Below are 11,056 nucleotides of genomic sequence, written 5' to 3' on the forward strand. Positions count from 1 at the left end.
ATCATACTTTTTATTTAAAATAAAAATATAATTTTAAAATTATAAATTAAGTATATCTATTGACTTTTTATTTATAATTGATTATAATCTTTATAGACCGACGGTCAGTCTTCAAAAGTGAGGTGTTCTAAAAATGCAAGATTTAAATAAAATGAATAGTTGTTTTAATAAGAATTTTAATCTAATAGTACTTGGTCAAATTATCTCTATACTGGGTTCATCGTTGTTAAGATTTGGACTTTCCACTTATATTTTAGATACGACAGGACGTGCAGACATATTTGCAGCTTTATATGCAATATCAAACATACCTCTTTTATTTTCTCCAATTGGTGGTGCAATAGCGGATAGATTTAATCGTAAAAATTTAATGGTCATCTTTGATTTTATGAGTTCGATTATTATTTTTACGTTTATTTGTCTTCTTTCCTCTTTAAACAATTCAATTATATTAATTGGGGTTATTATGGTACTATTGTCAATTATTAGTTCTATGTATCAACCTACTGTGCAGGCAAGCATACCTTTAATAGTAAATGAAAAAGATTTAGAACAAGCAAATGGAATTGTAAATGGAATTGGCTCTCTTTCAAGTATGTTTGCTCCTGTTCTTGGAGGTTTGTTGTATGGTCTTATTGGAATTAAGATGCTTCTTATTACAAGTTGTATTGCATTTTTTCTATCCGCAGTAATGGAAATGTTTATTCATATACCTTTTAATAAAAGAGAAGTTAATGGAAGCATAGTATCAACAATAGTCAGTGATATGAAAGAAGGATTTTCTTATGTTATAAAACAATCTCATATTAGTAAAGCCATGATTCTAGCAGCTTCTTTAAATTTATTTTTGACTCCATTCTTACTTGTAGGAATACAATATATTTTACGTATAACAATGCATAGTAGTAATAATATGTATGGCATAGGGATAGGAATTATTGAATTTAGTAGTGTTTTAGGTGCACTTTCAATAGGTATGTTTGCTAAAAAAATGAAAATGAATACATTATATCGCTGGTTAATGTTAATTAGTATTTTGATGATACCAATGGCCATTTCTGTTTCACCTTCAATGCTTAAACTAGGATACTATCCATCTTTTATATTACTATTTATTTGTATTATACCTATAGCCATGTCTATGACAATTATTACTATATTCGTTTTAACTATTGTTCAAAAACAAACTCCTAATGAATTATTGGGGAAAGTAATGGCTACTATTACAGCTGTATCACAGTGTGTTGCTCCAGTTGGTCAAATTATGCATGGAAAATTATTTGAAGTTTTCAGTTCTAGAGTTTATATACCTATAGTATGTATGTTCATAATTATGCTATCAATTTCAATCCTTGCTAAATATCTGTATAAGAATGAATCAAAGGCATAAAATATAAAATAATTAAAAAGGATTTAATTCTTTTATAAAAAGCCTATAGTAAAAGGGCATATTTAAAGTTTCAAATTTATTTATTAATATTGAGATAATAAAAATGCGAAATCAAGTAATTAAAGTAAAATAAACATACTATTTATAATTATTTTTAAATATACAAACTGATTGGAAAATATACTTTAATCATCTACAAAACGGTAAAAAGCAACAGATAAATAAAGTATGACACCTTATTATTATCTGTTGCTTTATTCATTAGAACTATCTTTATTAAATATACAATTATACTTCTATGTCTTCGACTTTTGAGATAAGCCATAAGTACGAAAGTCCAGCTAATACTGCTGCTACTATCCAGACAATAATAAAAGGAATATATGTGTGAATCATAGTTGTTACAATGTTAGCAGTGCATGAGGCAAGAATAACAGAGGCTATAATCGTTGTTTGAATGGAATATTTTCGAAATCCAATGCTAGCAGAAATTACACCTATAAATAAAGAGAATACAGCACACAAAATTGTTTCAATGATAATCTTAAAAAACAATCCAGGAGTAAAATTATCAGAAATCATAGGAAAAATAGCTTCTGTCATCGTAAATATAAGTAGAGAAATAATCGTTCCAATCAACATAAAACTCAAACATAATGTAGCTATTAATACAATCTTTGAGTTCAATAAAGTCTTTCGATTTATTGGATAAGTAAAAATTAAAATTGCATTTTTTCCAGAATATTCTTTTATAACAAATGTGGAAAACAATACAGATGATAAAATGGCATAAGCTACCATTTGTAAAACGTTAGTGATTACCCAAATATTATGGTAATTAGAAAACTCAGCAGAATCTGTGTCTCCTCCTAAATAAGCAATCATAGCAAATGTATATAAAAATCCTAATACACATAAAGTAATAATACCCATGGCATTAAGATAAGGGCGAATTTTATTTTTTTTTAGTTCTAATTTTATAAGTTTATACACAGTTGTTTCCTCCATTCATTATTTCAAAAAAATACTCTTCCAAACCATTGGGAAATTCTTGTTTTACTGTAGACATAGGAATTTCTTTTAAAATACTCCCATTCGAAATAATACCTATTGTATCAGCTATATACTCTATTTCACTTAATATATGACTTGAAATAATAAGTGTCATATCATATTCTTTTGCAAGTGTTTTGAATAAATCACGCATTTGTTTTATTCCCATAGGGTCAAGACCATTGATAGGTTCATCAAGTAAAAGAATATCTGGATTATGTATGATTGCACGAGCAATCCCCAACCTTTGCTTCATACCCAAAGAGAACTTACATACCTGTAGCTTTCCAGTATTTTCGAGTCCTACTTTTTGCAAAACAGCATTTATATCTGCACCAGAAAAATTCATGTAAGCGTTATGTATCTTTAAATTTTCCTCCACTGATAAATGTTCATAAAAAATAGGAGTTTCTATAATACATCCAATTTTTCTTAAAATATTATTACGATTTTCTGATATATTCATATCAGAAATCATTATATTCCCAGCGGTTGGTTTTAATAAACCAGCTATCAATTTTAGTACTGTAGTTTTTCCAGCTCCATTTGCACCCAAAAATCCATAAATACTTCCTTTCTCTACATTTATGTTACAATGTTTGATAACCTCTTGATTATCAAATACTTTTACCAAATCTTGAACTTTAATGATTGTATTCATTTTCTTTAATATTTTCCTTTCTCTATGAATCAGTCTTTGTTTTTAGTGTTATTAAGCTTTTCAAATCTGATTCTTTCATAAAATAATATCACTTCAATTAGACAACATGATGTCTTATTCAAGAATACTATCTTTCATTCAAAAAGTCAATATATTGTCTAAAGTAAAATTTATATTTATTAAAAGGTACAATGGGTAGGGTATATGTTGGAATAGTTCAGATATTTAATATTACTTGGGCAAGGTTTTCAATATTAAAAATGATATAAAAATAGTGACTATCTTAATTTTAATAATTAAGATAGTCACTATTTTGTATAGTCTAATTAAATATTATTTTATATGTGAGTTTAATAGAATTTATTTTCATTAAATCTATTGTTCTGGTTTATAAATAACTTTCTTATTATTATCATATATTACCAAAGAATTTGACTTTACAATTTCATTTTCATATTTAACATCTTTTCCAGAAAAATTAGCTACTACTTTTAAATCCTCTCCATATTTAGTCATTTGAACTAATCTATCATCAGAAATAAACTCAAAGTCTGTCATTTCTCTTTTAATAGCCTTTTTATTAAACTCTGACCATACTTTATCATGAGAAATTATTTCACCTTTATGTTTTTCCCATTCAGTTCTATCTATATAATACATAGGTGGTGTATTATATAATACTTCTTTCATCATTCTACTTCCAACTTCATCCTTAATTTTAAAAGTTCCCCATAACCATTGATGAGAAGATACAACAGAATCATTATAAACTAATCTAAATAAAGGTAAAGAATAAGTTGGGTCTATAAATATTTTTTTGTATTTTTCTTTTACAGGTATCTGTTTTGAAAAGACTTCTGGTACTCCTCCTGTTGGAGAATAGTATCTACCAACATAATATTCACTTTCTTTGTTCTTGCTCATATCTTTATCTACCCAAGCAAACGCTGGTGTCTCAAGCCCATGTGCAAATGCTATAGTACTACTTGCAAAGTCATTTCCTCCTTCTGAACCTATAACCATATTAGCATTATCTCTTATATACGACATTCTTTCGAGTCTGGCTTTTAAATCTTGTGACTGTGTTGTTATATGATTTGGAGAATAATCATCAAAAATTTCTCCTGTAGCATCACAGTCTATAAACCAAGAATTAAATTTATACCCTTCATCCAATATACTTTTTACTCTCTCTTTTACACTTTGTAAAGACAATGTAGGATTTAGTTGTCTTCCTTCTCCTTGAAATCCAGATTCTTTTTCACCTTTTTTATTTTCTATAGTAGCATTTTCATATAGTGACTTATCTTTAAAGGCTGCTGTACTCCATTTTTCTTCCCCTGGCTTGTGTATAGAATGGTATGAATCATATGGTCCTACAAGATAACCTAAATCATTAGCTCTTTTGACTATCTCTGGTGATACATAACCATCTTCCATATCATCAAACCCTATCCAAGCATTATCAATACCAGATTTATTCATATCATTAATTACATCAATTGTATTATATCTTGCCCATGTATCAATTTTATTCACACTATCCCCTAGCTTTGACTTTAATAGCTTCTTGTTAAACTCTATAAGTTCTACTCTATTTAATTTAGATATTCCTTTATCTAATACTTTTTTTATTTCTTTATCATTACTATCAAAAACCTTACTATTATAAAAAGTATTTAGTTGCATAACTTGATTAAACGCTTGAACTATTTGATTTTTTTGATATTTATCTATATAATCTTGATTTCTTATCTGGTTAAGTACAGTTATAAATTCACTATTATCAGTTTTTTTACTTAAGAGTTCTTTCATCCAATTAATTAAATCATCTGATAAATTTTTCTTTAATTTGTCCCATTTAATATCACTTACTGTTATTATAGATTTGTCTGCAAAATAAATCTGTGGAGCTCCATAAAGCTTTTCAATATTTTTATTGTCCTTAGATTTTTCTTCTAATGTTTTAAACTCACCTTTATCAACTATATAATTTTTATATGTTTTGGCTACATCTGTAATATTTTTGTCAGTCAAATATATCTTAAATCCATACTCTTTATTTTTATTTATACTTGGATATTCATGTGTAAATGTAAAATTAATTTTATCTTTAGAATTAAATTTAATCTCATTATTAAACTCATTTTCAATAATATAAAGCACAGAATACTTTGTCTTATTTACTGCAAAAAACTGCATTGAAAAGGATTCTATGACATTGTAAGCTGATTCATTTAAATGCTCTTTCCAGTACTTATCATTACTTGGTATAAACTTGCCTTCATAAAGTGGTAACACATAACTTTCGCCTTCAATTCTTGGCCAATTAAAACTAGCTTCTTTTTCTGAATTAGATTTAATGTCTACATCTAAATAGCTTTTCTCCTTTTTTATATTTATGTCTATGTTTTCATCAGGATATGTCCATGATGTCTCTGTCTTCGTCTTTTTAAAATTTGACACTTTCCTTTCTTTTAATGGTTCAGATATCTTTTCCTTTAAACCATTAGATTCTACTGATACCTCAAAAGTTTCTGGTTTTACTTCAAAATTAAAATCCAGATTTTTGACATTATACATAGATGATGTGTCATTAATCACCTCACTACTACTACATCCAGTGATAATAGTTGCAATAATTATACAACTTGTAAATACCGAGAATATTTTTTTCATAAAAGCCACCTCCTCGATAAATATATCATCCTTATGTTACGTCAAGGTTACATTTTACTTTGAATTTCACTATCTATTAATTGAAGATTATATTGTTGAATTAATTCCATTAGACGTTTTGCATATATGTTATTTCCACTTTCATCTTTTGCAGTGCTATAACCTGCTTTTTCTAATGCTTTAGCTTGATAGATATATGTTTTTGCATCAAATACACCATTGGCTTTATATCTTTTATTTGTAGCTAAAAATTTTGCATGGTCTTTTATAGATTCACTTTTAGCATCATATATTCTAAATTTATCATCTATAATTGTATCTAAATGTTCTTTTGTTTCTAAAGTAACTGATTTTCCTTTCCAATAGGCATCGGCCTTTATACCAAATAAGTTATTATACTCTTTTGCTAAACTTGATTTACCCCAACTAGATTCAATTATTGCTTGTGCAATAGTTATAGATGGCAGTATTTTATAATTTTTATAGTTTTGTATAGCGGATGTTTCAATCTCATTAATAAATTTCATGTATTGTGTGTCAGATTTTAATCTTTCTGGCTTTATGCCATAATCTTTAAGGTCCTCTATATAATCATTAACCAATCTTTTTTGTTTATTATTAAATTTTAACTCATTTAAAACATTACTTAACTTTTCTACTTTATTATTTTTAGAAAAATCTTTAACAAATAAATCTGATACTTCTTTTATTTGTGAATCATTAACTTTTTCTAACTTATTTTTATTTAATACAGCAATAATAGAAGCTACATACTTCCAATTAACTTGTGCATTATTTTCACTTGCTAAATCAGCATATTCTATATACTTACTAACATCTATATCATCCTTATTTATCTCTTTAATTGAATATTCTTTTACTAATACCCCTATTCCAACTACTATTATTAGTATTGCTACAATGAACTTCTTATTCTTCATAAATTATTTCCTCCCTTATATTCTCTACAGAATACAATATACCCTACTTTTGTTACATATTCTTTACGAAATTATGAAGATTTTATGAAGATTTATGTAATATATTTAATTTAAAGCACGATTATTGTTATAATATATAGGTTTGCATTAAATAAAAAATAGTTAAAATAAATTTTAAATTAGATAAATTTATTTTAACTATTTATACAATAAAACATTATTTTAATTTATTTCTATCAATCTCTATAGATTTTTCTAATATATACTCTTTTCCATATACAATAATTCTTATTGGTTTTCCCTTTAAATTTTCTATCTTAATCAAATTACTATATACATCAACATTGATATTATTATCTCTATAATTTATATTAAAAGAATAATTCTTCCATTCTTGAGGCAACCTAGGCTCAAAAGATAGAGTTTCATTCCATGTTCTCATACCTGCAAATCCATGTACAATGGAAAGCCATGAGCCAGACATTGAGGTTATATGAAGACCATCATTAGTATCATTATTATAATTATCTAAATCAAGTCTAGCTGTTCTTGAGTATAATTCATAAGCTTTTTTTAGGTTATCTACTTCAGAAGCAATAATAGAATAAACACTAGAAGATAAAGAAGATTCATGTACAGTATATCTCTCATAAAAATCAAAGTTTCTCTTTTTCTCTTCTTTAGTAAACCTATTTCCAAAATAATAAATTCCTTGTAACACATCCGCTTGTTTTATAAAGCAAGACCTAAGAATCTTATCCCAAGACCATTTTTGATTAAGAGGAAGATTCTCTTTTGGCAAATCTTTTACCTCTATAAATTCCTTATCTAAAAAATTATCATTCTGAACTATTATTTGTAATTCTTCATCATATGGCAAATACATTTTCTTTGATATTATTTTCCAGTCCTCAATTTCCTCTCTACTTATATTATTTCTTTCAATACATTCGCTGTACTCTTTTTCTAACTTTAAGACATTTTCTATAGCATATTCCAAACACCACTTGGCTATATAATTAGTATACCAATTATTATTAATATTGTTTTCGTATTCATTTGGGCCTGTAACTCCATGCATCATATACAAACCTTTTCTTGTAGATAAATGTACTCTGCTAGCCCAAAATCTAGCTACTTCTATTATTACATCTATACCCTTTTCTTTTATATATTCAAAATCACCTGTATAATTTGTATAATTATATATTGCATATACTATACTTCCATTGCGATGAATCTCTTCAAATGTTATCTCCCATTCATTATGACATTCTACTCCATCAAAAGTAACCATTGGGTATAAGGCTCCCTTAAGTCCAAGTTTTTTTGCATTATCTTTTGCTTGATTTAGCTGATTGTATCTATATACTAAAAGATTTCTTGCTACACTCTTATCTGCCACACCTAAATACACTGGAAGACAAAATGCTTCTGTATCCCAATAAGTAGCACCTCCATATTTTTCACCAGTAAATCCTTTTGGTCCTATATTTAATCTTGAATCTTCTCCATAATAAGTCGAGAATAGTTGAAATAGATTATATCTTATACCTTGTTGACTACTCTTATCCCCTTCTATCTTTATATCTGCACTTTCCCATCTTTTATTCCACAATTTTGTATGTTTATTTAAGATATCTTCGTAATCTTTAGATATTTCTATATTTAAAATATCTTCACATCTCTTTAATAGCTCATTTTCACCATAATCTCTAGTAGAAGTTATTGTTACATATTTTTCTATTCCAATAGTTTCATTTTCTAAAATATCCATTGTTATTGAATTTTCACAGTAATTATCAGTACTTAAATAAGATATACCATCTACTTTACCTCTTGTTTTAATATGCATCATTGCACCTACTGTAAATATTGGTGTATTAAATGTATTTTCTTTTGTACGTGAAAGTATCTTTCCTCTATATTCTGAGGAACTTGAAGAAACTGCATTCCAAAATTCTTCTTCATAATTTGAATCTTCATTTTTTATATTTGAATCTAAGTATGGAATAAATTTTATTTTAGCGCTAGAATTTAAAGCTTTTATATCATACTTTATTACAGCTAATTCCTTAACTGATATGCTTAAAAATCTTGTTATATTAGCTTCAAATTTTTTGCCATTAGTATTCACAGTAAATTTGCGCTTTAAAATACCATTTTTCATGTCTAATTCTCTATAAAAATTTTCAACATTACATTTTGCAAGGTCTAACTCTATCCCATCTATGAAAATTCTTATCCCTATATAATTAACTGAGTTAGGAATTTTACCAAAGTATTCTGGATATCCGTTTTTCCACCATCCAACACGAGTTTTATCTGGAAACCATACTCCAGCTATATAAGAACCTCTATGGCTATCTCCGCTATATCTTTCCTCATAGTTTCCTCTCATACCCATATAACCATTGCCTATACTCATTATAGACTCTGCTAATCTATTTTCTTTAATTTCAATCTTGTCTTGTATAATTTTCCACTCATTTATATTATCAAACAAACATTTCATATAACGCTCCTAACTATATACTTATTATACTCACTTAATATATACTTAAAATTTAACTGACTTGTTGAATTTACAAGTAAATTTGCTTTTTTTAGATTTTTATAATCTCCAACTCCAACAGAAAACATATTGGCTGAGTTTATAGCATCAATACCTGCACTTGCATCTTCTATACCTATACAATTTTTAGGATTTACACCAAGCCCCTTTGCTGACATGAGAAATATATCTGGATATGGTTTGTTGTTCTTACATTTTGATGCATCTGCTATGAAATCAAATTGGTCACTTATGCCTAGGTGTTTTAACACATTTATAGCATTCTTACTTGCAGAAGACAATCCTATCTTTATATTATTAGATTTTATATCATCAAGTAAATTTTTTATACCTGGTAAAATATTATTTGAAGTTATCTTGTTTATTAAAGATACATAATAGTTATTTTTGTCTTCAGCCATTTTCATTTTTTCTTCTTCCGAAAATGAATCTTTTTTATATCCATATTCTAGTATTTTATTTAATGATTCCATTCTACTTATACCCTTTAAAGACTCATTAAATTCCTTATCTATATCTATACCAATCTCATCAGCTAGTTTTTTCCAAGCTAAATAATGATAGTCTGCTGTATCTGTAATCACTCCATCTAAATCAAATATAAATGCTTCAAGCATTCCTATACCCCTTTCTCTATAAGGATTTTTTAGACTAATAATTAATTTATTTTGCGTCTATATCTCATATTTTAGATATTCTTTTATATTTTAAATATTCTTTATATAACTATTCAATCTAATTCACTCTTTAATTCAAAACCTACATCTATTTCACTCTCTTGCACACCATATTTTTTTATCACTCTAGAAAAATTTGACCACATCTTTCCAGAAAAAGCATTTAAATAATTTATATTGCAAATAAATTTCCCCTCTTCAATTTCTTTCTTATATAGTCGTGGTCCTACTATATATACAGGAAACATAGCCCATGCTTTTTCCCCTCTGTATTTTTTTATAACTTTTGTATAATTTTCATTCTTCATAATACATACTAAAAATACACATACAAACGGATTTTCTTCAACATCTATACCAAAAGAAAAAGATATATCTGTCCCAAACTCTTTTTCTATTTTACACAAATCCTCTTTAACCTGTTTTTCAAGTTTTCGTGAAGCTTCATTACAAAATTTTTCAATCTCACTGGATGGAATTGGAATCCAAAGTGGCATATCTGATATATAATCTATACTTTTATCATCAAATGGTAACTCTCTTCGCTTCATTTCAGCTATAGCAGACATATAATTTTTATCAGATATAAAAAAAGTTGCAATTTTATTATTATCCATATATATCTTAACTGGACATTCCTGTTTCTTGTTATTTATTGAAATTCTAGTAATATTATGATATGAATACTCTTTTTCACTCCCTATACATTTACGAACTTTAATATTATATAAATCAAAAATAATATACTTTCTTGTATATTTGAGAATTGAAGTTAATCCATATATTGTAAGTGTAATAGTAATTACTAATATGTAATACTGTTTAATATATACACAAAATACACTTAATACGATCCCAATTGATAAAAATATCAAACCTAAAATTAAATTTACAATACTAGACTTTACTGTAACTATATATTCTTTATAGTCATTCATGTTTTCCCTTCCCTCTACTTATTCAGTAATTCTCCTTTTTATTAAATTACAAAATAATTAAAAACTTCAATATTTATTTTCATCTAAATAAAAACTTTTCTTAACAAGTTTTATTACAAATCACCTGTATATAAAATTATAC

Annotated in this window: 8 protein-coding genes; 1 reads left to right on the forward strand and 7 read right to left on the reverse strand. The window is 26.8% G+C overall.

The genetic code is table 11. The annotated features are described in order from the left end of the window. The first annotated feature begins 133 nt into the window (after window positions 1-133). Complete coding sequence (locus KGF52_RS18355) at window positions 134-1,390, forward strand: MFS transporter (RefSeq protein WP_227841180.1); 1,257 nt, start codon at window positions 134-136, stop codon at window positions 1,388-1,390. A gap of 288 nt (window positions 1,391-1,678) precedes the next feature. Here KGF52_RS18355 and KGF52_RS18360 read toward each other — a convergent pair whose 3' ends face one another. The 7 genes from KGF52_RS18360 to KGF52_RS18390 all read right to left on the reverse strand — a co-directional run bounded on the left by KGF52_RS18360 (window position 1,679) and on the right by KGF52_RS18390 (window position 10,914). Next, window positions 1,679-2,383 carry an ABC transporter permease gene (locus KGF52_RS18360; RefSeq protein ID WP_227841181.1) on the reverse strand — a complete coding sequence of 235 codons (705 nt, stop codon included), beginning with the start codon at window positions 2,381-2,383 and terminating at the stop codon, window positions 1,679-1,681. Next, window positions 2,376-3,104 (reverse strand): ABC transporter ATP-binding protein, encoded by a 729-nt coding sequence (locus KGF52_RS18365; RefSeq protein ID WP_227829555.1) that lies wholly within the window; start codon window positions 3,102-3,104, stop codon window positions 2,376-2,378. The genes KGF52_RS18360 and KGF52_RS18365 overlap by 8 nt, the downstream gene beginning before the upstream one ends. Window positions 3,105-3,479: 375 nt before the next feature. Beyond that, the gene (locus KGF52_RS18370) at window positions 3,480-5,783 is read right to left on the reverse strand and encodes a glycoside hydrolase (protein WP_227841182.1); all 2,304 of its coding nucleotides are present in this window, start codon (window positions 5,781-5,783) and stop codon (window positions 3,480-3,482) included. Between the two features lie 47 nt (window positions 5,784-5,830). Further along, window positions 5,831-6,724, reverse strand: coding sequence for a glucosaminidase domain-containing protein (locus KGF52_RS18375; RefSeq protein ID WP_227841183.1), 894 nt, complete (start codon window positions 6,722-6,724; stop codon window positions 5,831-5,833). 217 nt (window positions 6,725-6,941) lie between these two features. Continuing rightward, window positions 6,942-9,239 (reverse strand): glycoside hydrolase family 65 protein, encoded by a 2,298-nt coding sequence (locus tag KGF52_RS18380; protein ID WP_227841184.1) that lies wholly within the window; start codon window positions 9,237-9,239, stop codon window positions 6,942-6,944. Beyond that, the gene (gene pgmB / locus KGF52_RS18385; RefSeq protein WP_227841185.1) at window positions 9,236-9,916 is read right to left on the reverse strand and encodes a beta-phosphoglucomutase; all 681 of its coding nucleotides are present in this window, start codon (window positions 9,914-9,916) and stop codon (window positions 9,236-9,238) included. Before pgmB ends, KGF52_RS18380 begins: the two co-directional genes overlap by 4 nt. 113 nt (window positions 9,917-10,029) lie before the next feature. Continuing rightward, on the reverse strand, window positions 10,030-10,914 hold the full coding sequence (locus tag KGF52_RS18390) for a hypothetical protein (RefSeq protein ID WP_227841186.1): 885 nt from the start codon (window positions 10,912-10,914) through the stop codon (window positions 10,030-10,032). Between the last annotated feature and the right edge of the window lie 142 nt (window positions 10,915-11,056).

Source organism: Clostridioides sp. ZZV15-6597, assembly GCF_020657815.1.
GTDB lineage: Bacteria > Bacillota > Clostridia > Peptostreptococcales > Peptostreptococcaceae > Clostridioides.

Coding starts and splice junctions, on each gene's coding strand:
- KGF52_RS18355 (WP_227841180.1), top strand. CDS start 134: ATGCAAGATTTAAATAAAATGAATAGTTGTTTTAATAAGAATTTTAAT.
- KGF52_RS18365 (WP_227829555.1), bottom strand. CDS start 3,104: ATGAATACAATCATTAAAGTTCAAGATTTGGTAAAAGTATTTGATAAT.
- KGF52_RS18370 (WP_227841182.1), bottom strand. CDS start 5,783: ATGAAAAAAATATTCTCGGTATTTACAAGTTGTATAATTATTGCAACT.
- KGF52_RS18375 (WP_227841183.1), bottom strand. CDS start 6,724: ATGAAGAATAAGAAGTTCATTGTAGCAATACTAATAATAGTAGTTGGA.
- KGF52_RS18380 (WP_227841184.1), bottom strand. CDS start 9,239: ATGAAATGTTTGTTTGATAATATAAATGAGTGGAAAATTATACAAGAC.
- pgmB (WP_227841185.1), bottom strand. CDS start 9,916: ATGCTTGAAGCATTTATATTTGATTTAGATGGAGTGATTACAGATACA.
- KGF52_RS18390 (WP_227841186.1), bottom strand. CDS start 10,914: ATGAATGACTATAAAGAATATATAGTTACAGTAAAGTCTAGTATTGTA.